Source organism: Curtobacterium sp. AB451, assembly GCF_050585845.1.
Classification (GTDB): Bacteria; Actinomycetota; Actinomycetes; order Actinomycetales; family Microbacteriaceae; genus Curtobacterium.
Window position 1 is genome coordinate 624,214 of record NZ_JBOBQG010000002.1, and the last position, 18,035, is coordinate 642,248.

The following is an 18,035-nucleotide window of genomic DNA, read 5'->3' on the forward strand; positions in this document are numbered from 1 at the left end:
CCTAGCTCCGGAAGGTGATGATGCGGGACGGCGTGATGATGCCGTCGACGGGTTCGTCGTGGGTCTCGCGCGGGACCTCGTCGAGGTACTCCGCGTCGAAGATCACAGCATAGACGGGCGGTCGGTTCGCCATCGACCCGAGGGTCTTGTCGTAGTAGCCGCGTCCCCAGCCCATCCGGACGCCGTCGTGGCCGACCGCCGCGGCCGGGGCGAGGATCGCGTCGACGTCGTTGATCGCGAGGGGGGAGAGGACCTCACCGACGACCTCGGGCACACCGGCGATCCCCTCGGTCTCCGAGACGCCGTCGCCGACCGCCCAGTCGAGCAGCCCGTCCTCGCGCGTGATCGGCAGGAGCACCCGGATGCCGCGCTCGAACGCCCAGTCCAGGAACGGCCGGACGTCCGGCTCGTCCGGCGCCGAGAGGTACACCGCGATCGACTCGACCTGCCGTTCCTCGGCGAAGCGCTGCAGGGTCGCCGTGAGCGCCTCGGTGTCCGTCTCGCGTTCGGTCGTGGTCCGGGTGCGCCGCCGCTGCCGGAGCTCGGCTCGCAGGGCGCGCTTCTCGTTCCCGAGATCGGCGGTCATGCCGAGGAGTCTACCGAGGGCACGTGTTGCGGCTTTCCGCCGCCGAGCGCGGGAAGCCGTGTCCTCCGTAGCGACGACATGCCCCGTCCAAGGGTCATCCGATACCGTCCAGGCATGGGCTTCCAGATTTCGAAGGCCGTGATCCCCGCCGCAGGCCTGGGCACGCGCTTCCTCCCCGCCACCAAGGCGATGCCGAAGGAGATGCTCCCCGTCGTCGACAAGCCGGCCATCCAGTACGTGGTGGAAGAGGCCGTCGGCGCAGGGCTCACCGACGTGCTGATGATCACGGGCCGCAACAAGAACGCGCTCGAGAACCACTTCGACCACGTGTCCGAGCTCGAGGAGACCCTGAAGAAGAAGGGTGACCACGAGAAGCTGCAGAAGGTGAACCAGTCCACGGACCTCGCCGACATGCACTACGTCCGCCAGGGCGACCCGCTCGGCCTCGGCCACGCCGTGCTCCGCGCGAAGATGCACGTCGGCCGCGAGCCGTTCGCCGTGCTCCTCGGCGACGACATCATCGACGCCCGCGACCCGCTGCTCAAGCGCATGATCGAGGTCCAGGGCGAGAAGAACGCCACCGTCGTCGCGCTGCTCGAGGTCCCGGAGTCGCAGACGCACCTGTACGGCATCGCCACGGTCGAGGAGACCGACACCGACGACGTCGTGAAGATCACCGGGCTCGTCGAGAAGCCCCCGCAGGGCGAGGCGCCCTCCAACCTGGCGATCATCGGTCGCTACGTCATCCGCCCCGAGGTCTTCGACGTCCTCGAGAAGCAGGAGCCGGGCAAGGGCGGCGAGATCCAGCTGACCGACGCGCTCATGAAGATGGCGAACGCCGAGGAGTGGACCGGCGGCGTGTACGGCGTCGTGTTCCGTGGACGCCGGTACGACACCGGTGACAAACTCGACTACATCAAGGCGATCGTCCAGCTCGCCTCGGACCGCGAAGACCTCGGCCCCGACCTCAAGTCGTGGCTCAAGGAGTTCAACGCGGGCGAATAGACGACCCGTCGCCGAACGGGTCCGGGGATCATCCCCGGGCCCGTTCGACGCTCCCGGAGGAACCAGCGCGATGACGACGATCCCGACCCTGTCCCACGGGCGGGTCACCATCCGGCCCCTCCGCCTCCGTGACACCCGTGACCTCGACGTCGCCCTCGCGACCAACCGTTCCTGGCTCCGCACGTGGGAGGCCACGAACCCCTCCGGACACGTCTCCACCGACGTCCGCGGCAGCATCCGCGCGCTCCAGGCCAACGCCCGCGCGGGGCTCGGGCTCCCGTTCGCGATGGAGCTCGACGGCCGCTTCGTGGGGCAGCTGAACGTCTCCGGCATCACGTACGGTTCGCTGGCCAGTGCGTCGATCGGCTACTGGGTGGTCGAGGACGCCGCCGGCCACAACGTCACGCCGATCGCCGTCGCACTGGCGGTGGACCACTGCTTCCGCGTCGTCGGCATCCACCGCATCGAGATCTGCATCCGCCCCGAGAACGCGCCGTCGCTGCGCGTCGTCGAGAAGCTCGGCTTCCGGTACGAGGGGCTCCGCCGCCGCTACATCCACATCAACGGCGACTGGCGCGACCACTTCTGCTTCGCGCTCGTGGCGGAGGAGGTCCGCGAGGGCGTCCTCGAACGCTGGGTCCGCGGCCAGGTGCCCCCCGGGCTCGGTTCCGTCCCGCTCGCGGCACGCGACGAGGCGGCGATGCCGCTGCACACCACGCCCCGCGTCTGACCCGAGGGTCCGGTCCGTCCAGCGGCACGGCCGGGGAGGCGCGGCTCGTCCCCGGTGATTTCGTCGCGACACGCGCAACACGCGTCCGGCAATCACCGGACGGGGGAACCCCCGCCCCTACCGTGTCCCCATGGCAGGTATCGGCTCCTGGGGCGGCGGCATCGTCCTGCTCATCGCGGCCGTGCTCTGGCTCGTCTACCTCATGCCGTCCTGGGCGGCCCGTCGGCAGTACCTCGCCACCGAGCGGAACGCGATCCGGCTGCAGCAGACCCTCCGGATCCTCGCGCAGACCGCCGAGCTGCCGGACGAGGTCCGCATCGAGATGAACGCGAAGTCCCTCGCCGAGGCCCAGCGGGTCGCGAAGTCGGAAGAGGCGAAGCGCACCGCGATCGTCCGCGCGCACGAGGCCGCCCGGCAGCGCGAGATCACCCGTCGCCTCGCCGAGCAGGCGCCCGTGCTCGAACGTGCCTCGTCGGTCCCCGCCCTCACCGCGATGCGCATGCGCCGGTCGCGGCTCGGCGCCACCCTGCTCGGCACGGCGGGTCTCGTCGTCGCCGTCGTCGTGTTCGTCGCCGTGCCCACCGCCTGGCTCGTCGGCGTCGCCGGTCTCGTCGCCGTCGGGGGATCCGCAGCGGTCCTCGCGCAGCTGCACCAGGTCGCGACGGCGCGGAAGGCGCGGACTGCGACGGCCGTGCCGGAGCCCAGCCGCGCCTCCAGGCCCGCGAGCGAGTGGACGGACCCGGCGCCGCCGCTGTCCACCGAGCAGGCCGCCGAGCCCGCTCGTGACCGCAGCTGGACGCCGAACAGCATGCCGAAGCCGCTGTACGTCGAGCGCCCGAAGGTGCCGGTGGCATCGCCGGAGTCGTCGGCGGAGCTCGCCGCGCGACTCAGGGAGCGCGTCGCCGCGGCCAAGGCGGAAGCCGAGGCCGAAGCGGCCGCGATCCGTGCCGCCGAGACCGACCCGTCGCTCGCCCGGGTGTCGCGCATGCGCCCCGACGTCGAGGAGGCCGTCGCGTCGCTGTCCGCGCACGACCAGGGCCGACTCGCGGAGCGTCTGGGACTCCGAGCCCCCGTGACGGAAACGGCGGCCGCCGAGCCGTCGATCGCACCGTCGCCCGCACCCGCCGCGCCCCCGGCACCGCCGAGCAAGTGGGCGGGGATGGGGGTCATCGACGACGACGGCTACCAGCAGACCGACCTCGACGCGATCATGCGTCGGCGGCGCGCCGTCTGAGTGGTCGATTTCGGATCGACCGCGCGCTGGTGCTAGTGTGGTCGAGCACTTGGGGCTATGGCGCAGTTGGTAGCGCGTCTCGTTCGCAATGAGAAGGTCAGGGGTTCGAATCCCCTTAGCTCCACTCCACGGCAGAAGGCCACCCGATCGGGTGGCCTTCTCCCGTTCCCGGGGTCGTCCGACGTCAGCCGGGGACGCTGTCCGTCAGGACGCCCGCGTGCGCGAGGTCGATGTGGATCGCGTTCGCGGCCTGCTCGAAGGCGCGGTTGCCCCGTGCGATCCCGAGCGCACCGCCCTTGAGCGCCGACTTCCCGGCACCGCGCAGGAGCCGCGCGACCGTCCGGCCGTCCGGTGTCACCATGATCTGCACGTCGAGCCGGGTGTGGAACGTGCGGTCGTTCGCCATCCCGCCGATCAGCAGGGTGAGGCCCATGCTGCCGCGGGTGGCGCGGAGGGCTCCCTGCTCGCCGTCCTCGACGGTGTAGCCCTCGCGGGCGAGGGCGCCGCGGACGCGGGTCCGGACCGAATCGGGGTCGGCGGCGACGAAGAAGTCGTGGCTCTCGGGCATGTGCGTGCTGATCCTCTCGATGGTGGTTCCTGCCAGCGATCATGCCGTGCCGTCGCCTACCCTGGGAACCACCATGACTGCTTCCCTGACGCGCCGCTCCCTGCTGTCCCTCGCCGGGGTGACCGGGATCGGGCTCGCCGTCGCCGCGTGTTCGTCGGGAGGCGACGGCACGGGCACGGGCGGGAGCACGGGTCGTGCCGCGTCCGGCAGCGGATCGGCCACGCCCACCGCGAAGCCGGTCGCGAAGGCGCTCACCCCGGCGAAGGTCCCGCTCGCCGGCGGCGTGACGATCACCGTGGCCGGCTCCGGGCTGGCAGCGGTCAAGGGGGTCACGGTCGGTGGCATCGCCGCGCGCGACGTGGCGGCGACCGCCACGAAGGTGACCTTCACGGCACCGCACCAGGCGATGTACACGCCCGAGTCGGCGGACGTCGCGCTCTTCACGACCGCGATCGAGCCGTCGCCGTCGGCGAACCAGTCCTCGGACGGCAACGGCAGCGCCGCGAACGACGGGCAGACCGGGGCGACCCAGGACTCCGCGACCGCCACGCCCACACCGACCACCGCGCCCGTCCCGGATGCTTCGACCGCGGTCGCGACGACGAGCCTCGCGTACGCGGCGCTGACGGACGTCGACCGGCAGCTCGAGTACGCCATGGCGCACTGGAAGGACTACAACCTCGCCGAGTACGGCACCATGAACCCGATCGGCGGCGACTGCGCGAACTACGTCTCGCAGACCCTGATCGCCCGCGGCTGGCAGCAGCGCTCGGACTGGTACAACCGTGCGGCCGGCGCCGAGCACTCCGCGACGTGGACCTACTGCCCGACGATGGACCCGTGGCTGAGCGCGAACGCCGCCGAGTTCGGGCTCACCCGTCGGTCCCTCGACGAGCGCGACAAGGTCAAGGTGGGCGACATCGTGTTCTACGACTGGAACGACAACGACTCGCCGGACCACACCACGATCGTCTCCGAGGTGTTCACCGAGCCGGACGGCACGATCCGCATCAAGTCGGCGAGCCACAACCAGGACGGCCCGTACCGCGACCTCGACGAGATGATCACGGTGCAGCACCCGGGCGGCACCGCCTGGTTCCACACCTTCGACGCGTAGCGCCCGCGCCGCCGCGCGCCAGGCGCGCATCAGGACGCCGCCGCCCGTCAGGGGTAGCCGAGGAACCAGAGCAGCACGACGGCGACCGGGTGCAGGCACACGCCCACGACGAGCCACGCGACCGCCCGGCGTCGCGTGCCGACGAACACGTCCGACCCGAGCAGCGGCGCCGTCGGCATGAGCAGACGGGGCAGGGACTGCTGCGGCAGGAACACCGCCACGAGGTACAGCCCGTACGCCGCGGTGAACGCCCACACGTCGACGCCGAGCGCACGGACCGACCTCCGGGTCCAGAACCACACCGCGCCGGCGAGCACCGCCACCACGAGCACGATCCCGAACGGCCCGAGCCACGTCCGGGCCATCGTGAACCACGGGGTGAGCGGCGCGAAGTGCTGCCGGCCGACGAAGCCCACCCACCAGGACAGCTCGGTGTCGAGGTACGCGTTCGGCCGCCCGGTCACGGCCGAGGCGATCACCGGCCACGCCAGCCCGGCCGCGGCGACGACGAGCCCCGACACGACGATCGCGACGGCGTCCCGGACCGGCAGCGTCCGGCGCTCCGCGACCCACCGCGCGACGAGGTGCACCGCGAGCGCGACGGCCAGCGCGAGCACCCCGGGCTTCGTGAACGCCGCCACGAGCCCCAACGGCGCGATCAGCCAGTACCGCCGCCGGACGAGCGCCAGGAGCGCCCCGAAGAGCAGCAGCAGGAACGTGCTCTCGGCGTAGGCGACCTGCAGCAGGAAGCCGGTCGGCCCGAAGGCGAAGAGCGCGGTCGCCCAACGTGCCCGGTGCGAGCAGCCCACGGCCAGCACGAGCCGGTACAGCAGGACGCACGCGCCGGCACCGGCGAGGGTCGCGACGAGCACACCGGCCACCCAGAACGAGCCGCCCGTGAGCGGCATGACCGCGCGCACGATCGTCGGGAACACCGGCAGGAACGCCCAGGCGTTCGGCACGACGTGCCCCGCGTCGTCGAGGGGGAGGGTCGTCGGGTACCCGTGCTCCGCGATGATCCGGTAGAACGACGCGTCCCACGACCCCGAGAACGTGAAGAACGACGGGTCGCGTCGGACCGACGCGAACGGCCAGCCGTTCGCGGTCGCCACGCCGTAGACGGTGGCGAGCAGGACCGTGCTGACCACGCGTGAGGCGAGCCACAGGAGCAGGGGAGTGGTCCAGCCGCCGTGGCGCGCCTCCGGGGCCGGCCGGGAGGCGCGGGTCGTCTCCGGCGCGCTGGTCACCGCCCGATCCTCGCACGTCCAGGGCGCCGCCCCGGTGTCCGCAAGGCGTACACGACCAGCGTCGGCGCAGTGCGCGGGGCGTTGCATGGACCGCGTTCCCTGGAAGACGCAACCACAGGAGGCACCATGCCGTTCATCACCGTCGGAGCCGAGAACGGGCACGACATCGACCTGCACTACGACGACTTCGGGTCGGGCGACCCGGTCGTCCTCATCCACGGCTGGCCGCTGTCCGGCCGCTCGTGGGAGGGGCAGGTCCCTGCTCTCGTCGAGGCCGGGCACCGTGTCATCGCGTACGACCGCCGTGGCTTCGGCCAGTCGTCGCAGCCGTGGGGCGGGTACGACTACGACACGTTCGCGGCCGACCTCGAGTCGCTGCTCGACCAGCTCGGGTTGACCGAGGTCACGCTCATCGGGTTCTCGATGGGCGGCGGCGAGCTCGCCCGCTACGTGTCCACCTACGGCACCGGCCGGGTGAAGAAGCTCGTGTTCGCCAGCGCGGTGCCGCCGTACCTGTGGAAGTCCGACGACAACCCGGACGGCGGGGTCGACCAGGACCTCGCCGACTGGTTCTCGAACGGGATCACCGGGGACCGCCCCGCGTTCCTGCACGAGTTCGTCGACCTGTTCTACACGGCGGGGGAGCCCTCGCCCGCGAACGAGCCGCTCGTCTCCGCCGACCAGCGCGCCTACGACCTGGCGATCGCCGAGCTGGCGTCGCCGAAGGGCACGCTCGACTGCACGGTCGCGTTCGCCACGACGGACTTCCGCGACGACCTCACCAAGGTCGACGTGCCGACGCTCGTGATCCACGGCGACTCCGACGGCATCGTGCCGTTCGAGGTGTCGGGCAAGCGAACCGCCGCGGCGATCCCGGACGCGCAGACCCACCTCATCGCGGGTGGGCCGCACGGCGTCCTGGCGTCGCACCGGGACGAGTGGAACGAGGCCGTGCTGCGGTTCCTCGCCTCCTGACCCTCGCCTCCTGACCCGCGCCGAGACGCCGCGTGGGTCTCGCGCCGATCTCCGCGTCTCGTGAGCAGCAGTGGTCGGGTCCGTTCGACGGACCCGACCACTGCTGCGCACCGAGGACGTGCCTCCCGGCTCCTGCGCTCGGTCAGCGCCCGGTGACCGCCTGTCGGATCTGCTCGATCGGCATCTTCGGGGTGCGGTCGGCGTGCAGCAGGCCGTTCGTCTCCTGCATCGTGTCCGTCAGCTGCGTGTAGCAGGACCCCGCCAGGAACGAGCTCGCCCGGATCGCGTCGTACAACGCGGTGATCCGGGCGATCCAGTCGTCACCGTCGGCCGCGGTCGTGTAGCCCCAGCCGTCCTCGCGCTGGACGCCCGGCTGGTGGTTCACGCCACCGAACTCGGTGAGCATGACCGGCTGCCCGCGGTCGACCGCACCGCCGACGAGCACCAGGCGGTCCGCCGGCCCCGTGCCGTAGAACAGCTCCGTCCGAGCGGCCTCGTCGGCGTACGTCGCGGCGAGCCGATGCCCGTCGCCCTCGTAGTCGTGGATCGTGGTGATGTCGGAGTCGACGTGCTCCCAGCCGTCGTTCGAGATCACCGGGCGGGTCGGGTCGATCGCCCGGGTGACGTCCGCCAACGCCCGCGCGTAGGCCTGCTGCGCCGGGTCGGTCGCGATGTGCTGGACCCCCCAGCTCTCGTTCGCGGGGACCCACGTGACGATCGAGGGGTGTGAGGCGTCGCGTTCCACGGCGTCCATCCACTCCCGCATCAGCCGCTGCACCGCCCGCGGCGAGAACGCGTAGGCGCCGGGTGCCTCGCCCCACACCAGGATGCCGAGCCGGTCCGCCCAGTAGAGGAACCGGGGGTCCTCGATCTTCTGGTGGTTCCGCGCGGCGTTGAAGCCGAGCTCCTTGATGAGCTCGACCTCGCGGCGGAGGGCAGCACGCGACGGCGCCGCGATGTGCGAGTCCGGCCAGTAGCCCTGGTTGAGGACGCTCCGGACGTCGTAGCTCCGACCGTTCAGCAGGAACGCGCCGCCGCCGACCCCGACGGTGCGGACGCCGAAGTACGTCGAGACGGCGTCGAGGCTCCGGCCGTCCGGGTCGAGCAGTGCAACGGTCGCGTCGACGAGCCGCGGCGTCTCCGGGGACCAGTGCAGTTCGTCCTCGGCCTGTCCGTTCGCCTGCCGCGCGATGGGGACGAGCACGTCGAACTCGGTCCCGGTGTCGCCGAGCGTCGACTCGATGGTCGCGAGGTGCTCGTCCTGCTCCTCCCAGCGGGCGTCGACGCGGAGGCGCTCGCCGCCCACCCGGGGTCCGGCGGTGCGGACGGTCAGACGGAGGGTCTGATGGTCGACGGTCGTCCAGCGGAGGTACTCGATCGACGTCGTGGGCACGGCCTCGAGCCAGACCGTCTGCCAGATGCCGGTGGTGCGGCGGTACCAGATGGCGTGCGGCTCCTCGTGCCAGTCCTGCTTGCCGCGGGGCTGGGTGAGGTCGTGCGGGTCGTCCTCGGCGCGGACGACGAGCGTGTGCACGGCGTCGGCGCCCGCCTGGCCGTCACCGCCGGCCTGGCCGTCGATGCCGCCCGCCGTCAGCGCGTCCGTGACGTCGAACGAGAACGGCGTGTGGCCGCCCTCGTGCGCCCCGACGAACCGGCCGTCGATGAAGACCCGCGCGCGGTGGTCCACGGCGCCGAAGTGCAGGAGGAGCCGCGGAGCCGCGTCGCCGTGGCCGGCTGCCTGCAGGTCGGCGCGGTCGATGGTGCGGGAGTACCAGACGACCGGGTGGAAGCCCGGCTCGTCGATGCCGGACGCGACGGACTCCGGTGGGAACGGGACGACGATGTCCCGCGCGTCCGGGAAGCCCGCCCGCCACCGGGGGTCGTCGCCGTCGTTCCGGAACGACCAGGTGCCGTCGAGGTCGGCCCAGTGCGTGCGGAGCATCTGGGGTCGGGGGTACTCGCCGTCCTGCCGGGTGGCGAGCGGGAGGGCGTCGGGGGAAGCGGTGGCGGGTGCGGCGACGATGCCGTCGAGCGAGCTCATGGCACCATGCTGGCGTGCTCCGTACATCGTTGTAAAGGGCACGTCGCCGATTGCCGGAGCGTCCGTCGGGGTCGGCCCGGCGGCTCAGTCGATCGCGGCGTCCCGGGTGAGGACCATGACGTCCATGCGGCCCTGCTGCACGAGCTCACCCCGCTGGTTCCGGAGCGAGACGGTCCGCTCGACGATGCCCGTCCGCCCCGAACTCGTCAGCCGGGTCGACAGGATCTCCACCTCGCACGTCAGGGTGTCCCCGATGAACACCGGCGCGGTGAAGCGCCACTGGTCGATGCCGAGCAGGGCGACCGCCGACCCCTCGAAGACCCCGGTGCGCGCGATCAGCCCGAGGCAGAGCGAGGTGCCGAGCAGTCCGTGCACCACCCGCTGGCCGTACCGGGTCTTCGCGGCGAACTCGACGTCGGTGTGGACCTGGTTGTTGTCGTTCGTCCACGAGGCGAACGACACGACGTCCGCCTCGGTGATGGTCCGGCCCGGGGTCGTGAAGGTCTGTCCGGCGGCGAGGTCCTCGAGGTAGTGCGGCACCCGGTCATCCTCGCAGACCGGCCGTGGGCCGGCGCCGCGTGCCGAGCCGGACGCACCACCCTCAGGCCCCGGCGCGTACGGTTCGCCCCATGAGCGACGAGGCACCCGTCCCCGCCCCCGGCGAGCCCACCGACCGCACCCTCGCGGGCTGGATCGCCCACCAGCGCTGGTACACCGCGAAGGGCGGGACCCCCCGGCTCCGCACCCTCGCCGAGCCCGCCGGGACCCGGCTCGTGCTCGACGACGTCCCCACCGGCCCGGTCCTCTACCAGGTGCCGGTCGGCACCGACGACACCGGGGCGGTCCGCGACGCGACCACCGACCCGGACTGGATCCGCGGCCTCGCGGCACGCATCGACGCCGACGACGAGAGCCTCGTCCCGATCGGCTCGGTGCGGAGTTCCCGGGTGCTCAGCGGCGAGCAGTCGAACACCTCGGTGATCTGCGAGACCGACTCCGGGGCCGAGGTCATCGTGAAGGTCTTCCGCGTGCTGCACCACGGCGACAACCCGGACGTGACCACGCAGCTCGCACTCTCGGCGGCCGGCAGTGCCCGGGTCCCGCGCGTCCACGGCGCGCTCCGGGCGTCCTGGCCGGACGCGGGCCGTGCCGACGGCACCGCGACCGGGCACCTCGCTTTCGCGCAGGAGTTCCTGCCCGGCCTGCAGGACGCCTGGCGCGTGGCGCTCGGCGACGCCCGCGACGGCACCCCCTTCGCCGCCGACGCCGAGCGGCTCGGTGCCGCGCTCGCCGAGGTGCACCGCACCCTCGCCGAGGTCCTGCCGACCGAACCGGCCGACGAGGCACGCCGCACGGCCGCGATCGCCACGATGCACGGCCGGCTGGACGCCGCGGCACGCGAGGCCCCGGCGATCGCCGAGCACGTCGACGCCGTCCGCGGGGTGTACGCCCGGGCAGCCGACGCCGAGTGGCCGGACCTGCAGCGGATCCACGGCGACCTGCACCTCGGACAGGTGCTCGCCGCCCCGGAGCCCCGCGGCTGGGTCTTCCTCGACTTCGAGGGCGAACCGCTCCGCCCGCTCACCGAGCGCTCGCTGCCGGACGTCACGCTCCGCGACGTCGCCGGCATGCTCCGATCGTTCGACTACGTCGCCGGTGCGCTCGCGCAGGACGCCGAGCCCGTCGATGCCGGGGCGTGGGCACACGACGCGCGGTCGGCGTTCCTCGACGGGTACCAGCGGGGGACGGGATCGGACCTGCGGGCACACCGCGAACTGCTCGACGCGTTCGAGCTCGACAAGGCCGTCTACGAGGTCGTCTACGAGACCCGCAACCGTCCCGACTGGGTCGGCATCCCGCTCGCCGCGGTCACGCGCCTGGTCGCGCGCAGCGCGGCCTGACCGACCGACCGAGGGCTGCGGCCCGGGACGGGACCGGACGACGCACGGGAGGCGCGGTGCCAGCCGGCACCGCGCCTCCCGTCCGTCATCGGATGACGCCCGTCAGGTGACGGGGCCGGTGTACTTCTCGCCGGGGCCGGCGCCCGGCGCGTCCTGGATGCTCGACGCCTCGCGGAACGCGAGCTGCACCGAGCGGAGGCCGTCACGCAGCGGACGGGCGTGCTGGTCCCCGATCTCCGTCGCGGCGGCGGTGACGAGCCCCGCGAGCGCGGTGATGAGCTTCCGTGCCTCGTCGAGGTCGGTCTGCTCCTCGGGGTCGTCCGCGAGGCCGACCTTCACGGCCGCGGCGCTGAGGAGGTGCACGGCCACGGTGTTGATGAGTTCGACGGCCGGCACCTCGGCGATGTCGCGGGCGGCCTCGCCGGGCTCGGGGGATGGGGTGTCGGTCACGGTGCTCCTCTGCTAGACTCTTCCGCGGCAGATGCTGTCTGCGTGCCCGGACTCGTGCGAACGAGGCCGAACACGTGCTCAGCGTCACGAAAGAGGAGTCTCTCCCACCCGCGGCCGCGCACCACAGGCTACCGGGTCCACACCGCTCCACCGGCGTCCGCGCCGGTCGGCCGTCCCGCAGGGGTCGGCGTCGGGCGGCTGCCGAACGGGTCGAAGATCCGTGCGTCAGATCTCCTCTCTCGTGCCGTCGCCCAGGGCAAACGCCCCGGACGGCCACCACCTGATTGAAGGAGCTCCGCATTCCCGATCCCCGTACCAACGACCGTATCCGCGTCCCCGAGGTCCGACTCGTCGGCCCCCAGGGCGAGCAGGTCGGCGTTGTCCCCATCGCCGTCGCACTGCGCCTCGCGCAGGAAGCCGAGCTGGATCTGGTCGAGGTCGCGCCGAACTCGAAGCCGCCCGTGGCGAAGATCATGGACTACGGCAAGTTCAAGTACGAGGCCGCTCAGAAGGCCAAGGAAGCCCGTCGCAACCAGGTGAACACGGACCTCAAGGAAGTCCGGTTCCGCCTGAAGATCGACGTGCACGACTACGAGACGAAGCGCAAGCGCGCCGAGGGCTTCCTCCTCGGTGGCGACAAGGTGAAGGCGATGATCCTCTTCCGTGGTCGCAAGCAGTCGCGTCCGGAGCAGGGTGTCCGTCTCCTCCAGAAGTTCGCCGAGGAGATCGCCGAGTTCGGTGTCGTCGAGTCGCGTCCGACCCAGGACGGCCGCAACATGACGATGATCATCGCCCCGCTCAAGAACAAGTCCGACGTCAAGGGCGAGCAGAACGCCAAGCGCGCTGCTCAGAAGGCCGAGCGTCGTGCGTCGGAGCACGCTGCGAAGGGCAAGGAGACCACGGACGTGGCTCCCGAGTCCGAGCAGGCCGAAGCTCCCGCCGAATAGGTCCCACCGACCGATCCCGCAACGACGCGGCCCCCCATCCATCCCACGGAAAGGCACCACCATGCCCAAGCAGAAGACCCACTCCGGGTCGAAGAAGCGCTTCAAGGTCACCGGTAGCGGCAAGATCATGAAGCAGCAGGCCGGTATGCGTCACAACCTCGAGGTCAAGAGCGCCAAGCGCAAGGCCCGCCTCAACGAGGACCAGGTCCTCGCCAAGGCTGACGCGAAGAACGTCAAGAAGCTCCTCGGCCACTGAGCCCCGCAGAACGTAAAGGAATAGATCAATGGCACGAGTAAAGAGAGCGGTCAACGCCGCCAAGAAGCGCCGCGTCATCCTCGAGCGCGCCGAGGGCTACCGCGGTCAGCGTTCGCGTCTGTACCGCAAGGCCAAGGAGCAGGTCACCCACTCCCTCGTCTACGCGTACCGCGACCGTCACGCGAAGAAGGGCGAGTTCCGTCGCCTCTGGATCCAGCGCATCAACGCCGCGTCGCGTGCGAACGGCCTGACCTACAACCGCCTCATCCAGGGCCTCGGCCTGGCCGGCGTCGAGGTCGACCGTCGCATCCTCGCGGACCTCGCGGTGAACAACCCCGAGACCTTCGCGGCGCTCGTCGAGACCGCCAAGAAGGCGCTCCCGGCCGACACCTCGGCCCCGAAGGCTGCGTAGTCAGTTCTTCTGCTCCCGAAACCCCCGCCGGTCCGGCGGGGGTTTCGTCGTTCCTAGACTTGTCCCGTGAGCGATCTCCTCGAGAACCCCAAGGCCGGCCGTGTCCGCGCCGTCGCAGCGCTGTCGAAGAAGGACGTGCGCGCCGAGACGGGCCTGTTCCTGCTCGAGGGGCCGCAGGCGGTGCGCGAGGCCATCGAGTACCGCCCGGAGCTCCTCCGCGAGCTCTACGTGACCCCGACGGCCGCCGCGCGCTACGGCCTCGACGACGCGCCCGTCGACACCTGGTTCGTCACGGAGCAGGTGCTCGACGCGATGGCCGACACCGTGACGCCGCAGGGCGTCGTCGCGGTGTGCCAGCAGTTCCCGACGTCGGTGAAGGACGTCTTCCCCGACCCGGGTGCGGTCGTCGAGACCGACGACGACGCGGGCCAGGAGGCGCGGGGCGGCCTGCCGGGGATCGTCGCGATCCTCGAGGAGGTGCGTGATCCGGGCAACGCCGGCACGATCATCCGTGCGGCCGACGCCGCCGGCGCCGACGCGGTGGTCCTCACCGGGCGCAGCGTCGACCCGTACAACCCGAAGGTGGTCCGGTCGACCACGGGATCGCTCTTCCACGTCCCGGTCTCGGTCGGCGTGACCCTCGCCGACGCGGTGTCCCGTGCCAGGGGCCTCGGCTACACGATCCTCGCCGCCGACGTCTCGGGCGACGACCTGCCGGAGGTCCGCGCCGACGGCATGCTCGACGGCCCGACCGCCTGGGTGTTCGGCAACGAGGCCCGCGGCCTGACGAGCGAGGACCTCGCCCTCGTCGACCGTGCGGTCAAGGTGCCGATCTACGGCCGGGCAGAGTCGATGAACCTCGCGACCGCGGCGTCCGTCTGCCTGTACGAGTCGGCGTTCGCCCAGCGCACGGCCCGGTCCTCCACAGCCCACTGACACGCCGGGTCGATCCACCCGTCCGGCGGGACGGGCCGCGGTATCCCAGGGGCCGGTAGGCTTGGGCCTCGTGTCAGAACCTCTCGAGATCAGCGAATCGGCCGTCGCCGACGCCGTGGACCGGGCCCTCGCTGCGGTCCGTGCCACGACGACCGTCGCCGAGCTGAAGCAGGCCAGGGCCGAGCACACCGGCGAACAGTCCGCGCTGGCGCGGATGAACGCGTCGATGCGCAGCGTGCCGCCGGAACAGAAGGCCGCCGCGGGCAAGCTCGTCGGACAGGCCCGTGGCCGGGTGAACCAGGCGGTCGCCGAGCAGGAGTCCGTGCTCGCCGAGGCCGAGGAACGCGCACGGCTCGACGCCGAGCGCGTCGACGTCACGGCGCTCCCGACCCGCCGGGTGCCCGGGTCCCGGCACCCGCTGTCGCTCCTCAACGAGACCGTGGCCGACATCTTCGTCGGCATGGGGTGGGAAGTGGCGGAGGGTGCCGAGCTCGAGCACGAGTGGTTCAACTTCGACGCGCTGAACTTCGACCCGGACCACCCCGCCCGTGCCATGGCCGACACGATCTTCGTCGAGCCGGTCGAGCGGCATCTCGTCATGCGCACCCACACCTCGCCGGTGCAGGTGCGGTCGCTGCTCTCGCGCGACCTGCCGCTCTACGTCATCGCACCGGGGCGGGTCTACCGCGCCGACGAGCTCGACGCCACGCACCTGCCGGTCTTCACCCAGGTCGAGGGCATCGCGATCGACAAGGGCCTGACCATGGCGCACCTGCGCGGCACGCTCGAGCACTTCGCGCGCCAGATGTTCGGGGCCGAGGCGCAGATCCGTCTCCGTCCGAACTACTTCCCCTTCACCGAGCCCAGCGCCGAGATGGACGTCTGGCAGCCGAACGCCAAGGGCGGCGCGCGGTGGGTCGAGTGGGGCGGCTGCGGCATGGTCAACCCGAACGTCCTGCGAGCCGCCGGCATCGACCCGGCCGAGTACCAGGGCTTCGCGTTCGGCATGGGCATCGAGCGGACGCTGCAGTTCCGCAACGGCCTGAACGACATGCGTGACTTCCTCGAGGGCGACATCCGCTTCTCGCAGCAGTTCGGAACGGTGGTCTGATGCGCGTCCCACTCCGTTGGCTCGGCGAGTCCGTCGACCTCCCCGACGACGTCTCCCTCGAACACGTCCACGCGGCGCTCGTGTCGGTGGGCTTCGAGGAAGAGGACGTCCACACGTACGACCTCACGGGTCCGATCGTCGTCGGCCGGGTGCTCGAGCGTGAGCCCGAGCCGCAGAAGAACGGCAAGACGATCAACTGGTGCCAGGTGGACGTCGGCGAGCCCGAGCCCCGCGGCATCGTCTGCGGCGCGCACAACTTCGACGTCGGCGACCTCGTCGTCGTGACGCTCCCGGGTGCGGTCCTGCCCGGGCCGTTCCCGATCGCCGCGCGGAAGACGTACGGGCACGTGTCCGACGGCATGATCGCGTCGGCCCGCGAGCTCGGCCTCGGTGACGAGCACGACGGCATCCTCCGCTTCGCGGACCTCGGCATGGAACCAGAGGTCGGCGCCGACGCCATCGCGCTCCTCGGGCTCGACGACGCCGCGGTCGAGATCAACGTCACGCCGGACCGCGGGTACGTGCTGAGCATGCGCGGCGTCGCCCGCGAGTACGCCCACGCGACCGGTGCGACCTTCCACGACCCGGTCGAGCGCGTCACGCCCCGCTCGGGCGAGGGCTTCCCCGTCACGATCGACGACACCGCGCCGATCCGGGGCCGGGTGGGCGCGCACACGTTCGTCACCCGCGTCGTCCGCGGGATCGACCCGACCGCGACGACCCCGGCGTGGATGGTCTCGCGTCTCGCCCTCGCCGGTGTCCGGTCGATCTCGCTGCCCGTCGACGTCACGAACTACGTCATGTTCGAGCTCGGCCAGCCGCTGCACGGGTACGACCTCGCCACGCTGCAGGGTGGGCTCGGCGTCCGTCGTGCGATCGCCGGCGAGACCCTGACGACCCTCGACCACGTCGACCGGACGCTCGACCCCGAAGACCTCGTCATCACCGACGACGCCGGTCCCGTCGGCCTCGCCGGCGTGATGGGTGGCGCCCGGACCGAGATCTCCGACCGGACCACCGACGTCCTGATCGAGGCGGCGGGCTTCGACCAGGTGTCCATCGCCCGGACGGCGCGTCGGCACAAGCTCCCGAGCGAGGCGTCCCGACGCTTCGAGCGCGGCGTCGACCCGCTCGTCGCCGAGGCCGCCGCGAACCGTGCCGTCGACCTGCTCGTCGAGCTCGCCGGCGGCACCGCCGACGCCCTCGGCTCGACGCTCGTCGACACCGAGCCCCGCCCGACGGTCACGATGCGCATCGCCCGTCCGTCCGAGCTGGTCGGCGTCGACTACACCGACGCCGAGGTCGTCGACACCCTCCGCGCGATCGGTGCGTCGGTCGACGTCGACGGCGACACCCTCGCCGTCACCCCGCCGACCTGGCGCCCCGACCTCACCGACGACACCACCCTCGTCGAAGAGGTCGCGCGCATCGTCGGCTACGACCGGATCCCGAGCGTCCTCCCCGTCGCACCGCCCGGCCGCGGGCTCTCCGGGCACCAGCAGGCACGGCGTCGCGTCGCCGCCGCACTGGCCGCCGACGGGCTGGTCGAGGTCGTCACCGCACCCTTCGTGTCCCAGGCCACGCAGGACGCGTACCCGGGCATCGACGGCGCGGGCGGCCCGAGCGTCGTCCTGGCCAACGCCCTCGACAGCGAGCAGAGCCTCCTCCGGCGCAGCGGCGTCCCGGCGCTCGTCGACGCCGCCCGCCGCAACGTGTCCAGGGGGCTCGTCGACGTCGCGCTGTACGAGACCTCGCGGGTGTTCCTGCCGGTCGCGGGCGAGACGCTCGGGACCGACACGGTGCCGGCCGGTGCGGCCCTGCCCGACAGCGACACCCTGGCCGCGCTCGACGCGTCGCTGCCCGCGCAGCCGTTCCACGTGTCCGCGCTGCTCACCGGCAACCGGGTCGTGAAGCAGCCCGGCGTGCAGCCCGAGCCGTACGGCATCGCGGACGCGCTCGACGTCGCCCGCTCGGTCGCCTGGGCCGTCGGCGTGGACCTCACGGTCGCGCAGACGACGCACCCGTCCCTGCACCCTGGTCGCGCGGCGGCGCTCCTCGTCGGCGGGCGCGTCGTCGGCGTCGCTGGCGAGCTCCTGCCCGAGCTGACCGAGGCCGCGGTGCTGCCGCGGGTGGTCGCGGTCGTCGAGCTCGACCTCGACGCCCTCGTCGCTGCGGCACCCGAGCTCGTGTCGGTCGCCCCGATCGTCTCCTACCCGGCGGCGACGCAGGACCTCTCCCTCGTGGTGGGTGCCGACGTCCCGGCGGGTGACGTGCTGGACGCTGTCCGCGGTGGTGCCGGAGACCTGTTGGAGTATGCTCGGCTCGTGGACGACTACCGGGGCTCCGGCGTGGACGAGGGACAGAAGTCCCTGACGTTCGCGCTGCGCTTCCGCGCCACGGACCGCACGCTGACCGCTGCCGAGGCCACCGAGGCCCGTGACGGCGCAGTCCGACGTGCCGGCGAGCGATTCGGGGCGACCCTGCGCGACTGATCCCATCGGGACCAGCACCGCCCGGGG

Annotated in this window: 18 protein-coding genes and 1 tRNA gene; 13 read left to right on the forward strand and 6 right to left on the reverse strand. The window is 72.0% G+C overall.

Going from position 1 to position 18,035, the window contains the following annotated elements:
* Window position 1: 1 nt before the first annotated feature.
* Window positions 2-586 (reverse strand): 5-formyltetrahydrofolate cyclo-ligase, encoded by a 585-nt coding sequence (locus ACQXVK_RS06855; RefSeq protein WP_430853096.1) that lies wholly within the window; start codon window positions 584-586, stop codon window positions 2-4.
* A 114-nt stretch (window positions 587-700) separates the two neighbouring features.
* On the opposite strand from ACQXVK_RS06855, the gene galU reads away from it, so the two are divergent.
* The 4 genes from galU (at window position 701) to ACQXVK_RS06875 (ending at window position 3,679) form a co-directional block, all read left to right on the forward strand.
* Window positions 701-1,591, forward strand: a complete 891-nt coding sequence (galU, locus tag ACQXVK_RS06860; RefSeq protein ID WP_022907539.1) for a UTP--glucose-1-phosphate uridylyltransferase GalU — start codon at window positions 701-703, stop codon at window positions 1,589-1,591.
* A 70-nt stretch (window positions 1,592-1,661) separates the two neighbouring features.
* Complete coding sequence (locus ACQXVK_RS06865) at window positions 1,662-2,321, forward strand: GNAT family N-acetyltransferase (protein WP_022907538.1); 660 nt, start codon at window positions 1,662-1,664, stop codon at window positions 2,319-2,321.
* Window positions 2,322-2,451: 130 nt separating this feature from the next.
* Window positions 2,452-3,555, forward strand: a complete 1,104-nt coding sequence (locus tag ACQXVK_RS06870) for a hypothetical protein (protein WP_402267193.1) — start codon at window positions 2,452-2,454, stop codon at window positions 3,553-3,555.
* Between the two features lie 51 nt (window positions 3,556-3,606).
* Window positions 3,607-3,679: transfer RNA gene (locus ACQXVK_RS06875), tRNA-Ala, on the forward strand.
* 60 nt (window positions 3,680-3,739) lie between these two features.
* On the opposite strand, the gene ACQXVK_RS06880 is transcribed toward ACQXVK_RS06875, so the two are convergent.
* Window positions 3,740-4,123: a hypothetical protein gene (locus ACQXVK_RS06880; RefSeq protein WP_430853097.1), complete on the reverse strand. Its 384-nt coding sequence runs from the start codon at window positions 4,121-4,123 to the stop codon at window positions 3,740-3,742.
* A 73-nt stretch (window positions 4,124-4,196) separates the two neighbouring features.
* Here ACQXVK_RS06880 and ACQXVK_RS06885 point away from each other — a divergent pair, with 73 nt between their 5' ends.
* Entirely contained in the window at window positions 4,197-5,240 is a 1,044-nt protein-coding gene (locus tag ACQXVK_RS06885) for an amidase domain-containing protein (RefSeq protein WP_430853098.1), read from the forward strand.
* 47 nt (window positions 5,241-5,287) lie between these two features.
* On the opposite strand, the gene ACQXVK_RS06890 is transcribed toward ACQXVK_RS06885, so the two are convergent.
* Window positions 5,288-6,487, reverse strand: coding sequence for a hypothetical protein (locus ACQXVK_RS06890; protein WP_430853099.1), 1,200 nt, complete (start codon window positions 6,485-6,487; stop codon window positions 5,288-5,290).
* A gap of 126 nt (window positions 6,488-6,613) precedes the next feature.
* Here ACQXVK_RS06890 and ACQXVK_RS06895 point away from each other — a divergent pair, with 126 nt between their 5' ends.
* On the forward strand, window positions 6,614-7,462 hold the full coding sequence (locus ACQXVK_RS06895) for an alpha/beta fold hydrolase (RefSeq protein ID WP_402267203.1): 849 nt from the start codon (window positions 6,614-6,616) through the stop codon (window positions 7,460-7,462).
* A 142-nt stretch (window positions 7,463-7,604) separates the two neighbouring features.
* Here ACQXVK_RS06895 and ACQXVK_RS06900 read toward each other — a convergent pair whose 3' ends face one another.
* Window positions 7,605-9,503 carry a glycoside hydrolase family 2 protein gene (locus ACQXVK_RS06900; RefSeq protein WP_430853100.1) on the reverse strand — a complete coding sequence of 633 codons (1,899 nt, stop codon included), beginning with the start codon at window positions 9,501-9,503 and terminating at the stop codon, window positions 7,605-7,607.
* Window positions 9,504-9,587: 84 nt separating this feature from the next.
* Window positions 9,588-10,043 (reverse strand): MaoC/PaaZ C-terminal domain-containing protein, encoded by a 456-nt coding sequence (locus ACQXVK_RS06905; RefSeq protein ID WP_402267209.1) that lies wholly within the window; start codon window positions 10,041-10,043, stop codon window positions 9,588-9,590.
* Window positions 10,044-10,132: 89 nt separating this feature from the next.
* Here ACQXVK_RS06905 and ACQXVK_RS06910 point away from each other — a divergent pair, with 89 nt between their 5' ends.
* The gene (locus tag ACQXVK_RS06910) at window positions 10,133-11,404 is read left to right on the forward strand and encodes a phosphotransferase (protein ID WP_430853101.1); all 1,272 of its coding nucleotides are present in this window, start codon (window positions 10,133-10,135) and stop codon (window positions 11,402-11,404) included.
* Window positions 11,405-11,506: 102 nt separating this feature from the next.
* Here the strand turns inward: ACQXVK_RS06910 and ACQXVK_RS06915 are convergent, their stop codons facing one another.
* A complete protein-coding gene (locus tag ACQXVK_RS06915; protein ID WP_402267215.1) occupies window positions 11,507-11,854 on the reverse strand; it encodes a DUF1844 domain-containing protein in 348 nt (115 codons plus the stop codon).
* A gap of 284 nt (window positions 11,855-12,138) precedes the next feature.
* On the opposite strand from ACQXVK_RS06915, the gene infC reads away from it, so the two are divergent.
* From infC to pheT, 6 genes are all read left to right on the forward strand, one after another.
* A complete protein-coding gene (gene infC, locus ACQXVK_RS06920; RefSeq protein ID WP_430853102.1) occupies window positions 12,139-12,801 on the forward strand; it encodes a translation initiation factor IF-3 in 663 nt (220 codons plus the stop codon).
* Window positions 12,802-12,862: 61 nt separating this feature from the next.
* Window positions 12,863-13,057, forward strand: coding sequence for a 50S ribosomal protein L35 (rpmI, locus tag ACQXVK_RS06925; RefSeq protein ID WP_022903519.1), 195 nt, complete (start codon window positions 12,863-12,865; stop codon window positions 13,055-13,057).
* A 28-nt stretch (window positions 13,058-13,085) separates the two neighbouring features.
* Window positions 13,086-13,469 (forward strand): 50S ribosomal protein L20, encoded by a 384-nt coding sequence (gene rplT, locus ACQXVK_RS06930; protein ID WP_022908516.1) that lies wholly within the window; start codon window positions 13,086-13,088, stop codon window positions 13,467-13,469.
* A 66-nt stretch (window positions 13,470-13,535) separates the two neighbouring features.
* Window positions 13,536-14,405, forward strand: a complete 870-nt coding sequence (locus ACQXVK_RS06935; protein WP_430853103.1) for a TrmH family RNA methyltransferase — start codon at window positions 13,536-13,538, stop codon at window positions 14,403-14,405.
* Window positions 14,406-14,475: 70 nt separating this feature from the next.
* Window positions 14,476-15,516, forward strand: coding sequence for a phenylalanine--tRNA ligase subunit alpha (pheS, locus tag ACQXVK_RS06940; protein WP_430853104.1), 1,041 nt, complete (start codon window positions 14,476-14,478; stop codon window positions 15,514-15,516).
* Window positions 15,516-18,008: a phenylalanine--tRNA ligase subunit beta gene (gene pheT / locus ACQXVK_RS06945; protein ID WP_416394321.1), complete on the forward strand. Its 2,493-nt coding sequence runs from the start codon at window positions 15,516-15,518 to the stop codon at window positions 18,006-18,008. Before pheS ends, pheT begins: the two co-directional genes overlap by 1 nt.
* Window positions 18,009-18,035: the final 27 nt, after the last annotated feature.

Bases quoted from the DNA above. Each gene is read 5' to 3' on its own strand.
- galU (WP_022907539.1), top strand. From the start codon at position 701: ATGGGCTTCCAGATTTCGAAGGCCGTGATCCCCGCCGCAGGCCTGGGC.
- ACQXVK_RS06900 (WP_430853100.1), bottom strand. From the start codon at position 9,503: ATGAGCTCGCTCGACGGCATCGTCGCCGCACCCGCCACCGCTTCCCCC.
- rplT (WP_022908516.1), top strand. From the start codon at position 13,086: ATGGCACGAGTAAAGAGAGCGGTCAACGCCGCCAAGAAGCGCCGCGTC.
- rpmI (WP_022903519.1), top strand. From the start codon at position 12,863: ATGCCCAAGCAGAAGACCCACTCCGGGTCGAAGAAGCGCTTCAAGGTC.
- ACQXVK_RS06870 (WP_402267193.1), top strand. From the start codon at position 2,452: ATGGCAGGTATCGGCTCCTGGGGCGGCGGCATCGTCCTGCTCATCGCG.
- ACQXVK_RS06880 (WP_430853097.1), bottom strand. From the start codon at position 4,123: ATGCCCGAGAGCCACGACTTCTTCGTCGCCGCCGACCCCGATTCGGTC.
- ACQXVK_RS06895 (WP_402267203.1), top strand. From the start codon at position 6,614: ATGCCGTTCATCACCGTCGGAGCCGAGAACGGGCACGACATCGACCTG.
- ACQXVK_RS06865 (WP_022907538.1), top strand. From the start codon at position 1,662: ATGACGACGATCCCGACCCTGTCCCACGGGCGGGTCACCATCCGGCCC.
- pheT (WP_416394321.1), top strand. From the start codon at position 15,516: ATGCGCGTCCCACTCCGTTGGCTCGGCGAGTCCGTCGACCTCCCCGAC.
- ACQXVK_RS06910 (WP_430853101.1), top strand. From the start codon at position 10,133: ATGAGCGACGAGGCACCCGTCCCCGCCCCCGGCGAGCCCACCGACCGC.
- ACQXVK_RS06855 (WP_430853096.1), bottom strand. From the start codon at position 586: ATGACCGCCGATCTCGGGAACGAGAAGCGCGCCCTGCGAGCCGAGCTC.
- ACQXVK_RS06885 (WP_430853098.1), top strand. From the start codon at position 4,197: ATGACTGCTTCCCTGACGCGCCGCTCCCTGCTGTCCCTCGCCGGGGTG.